The sequence below is a fragment of the Vibrio sp. 1288 genome (genome assembly GCF_033344475.1).
On sequence record NZ_JAWPOX010000658.1, the window covers coordinates 1 to 642 of the forward strand.

The 642-nt window shown below is 46.3% G+C and carries 1 protein-coding gene; it reads left to right on the forward strand.

The window, feature by feature from the left end; genetic code table 11:
• Positions 1-642, forward strand: a 642-nt coding sequence (locus R8O11_RS28610; RefSeq protein ID WP_412035087.1) for an ABC transporter permease, incomplete at both ends; no start/stop codon positions are given.

Here is a 642-nt window from a genome sequence, read left to right on the forward strand (position 1 = left end):
TGCGGATGCGGTGTTCGTTTCCGCAAACCCATTATCTGACTCGCTATTAAAATCGACAGAGCAACTTGAGCACTCCGTTATGACCCGATTTTCGACCATGGCTTTTAGCGATAACGGAATGCAGCTTATTTCTGTACGAGGTGTCGATGAAAGTTATCCTTTAATGGGAGAGTTGGTTTTAGATGGGAATGAGTCAGGTCGCGTGAAGCCTAACCAGCTTTGGTTAGACGAACGCATTATGGCTCAATTAGAAGTTAACAAAGGTGACAATGTCACCATTGGTGATGCAGATTTCACCGTTTCAGGTGCCGTGCTGATGGAGCCGGGTTTAAGTTTCAATCCATTCCAACCAATGCCTGCGGCGTATATTCACCAAAGCGACGTAGAAAAAACAGGCGCGATACAAGTCGGCAGTCGAGTGCAGTATCGACTGTTTCTAAAAGCAGACAATGCGGCGCTAAAGCAACTCCAAGATAAGACAGAGCTGTCACCAAGTGATCGCTGGCGTACTCAAGATACCGCGAGTCGCAGCAATGAAGTTTTTGATCGCACTACACAGTATTTATCATTGACCGTAGCTATCGTCATAATTATGGCCGCGACAACGTTGGTTCTTACTTGCCAAAACTACGTGAATAGCCG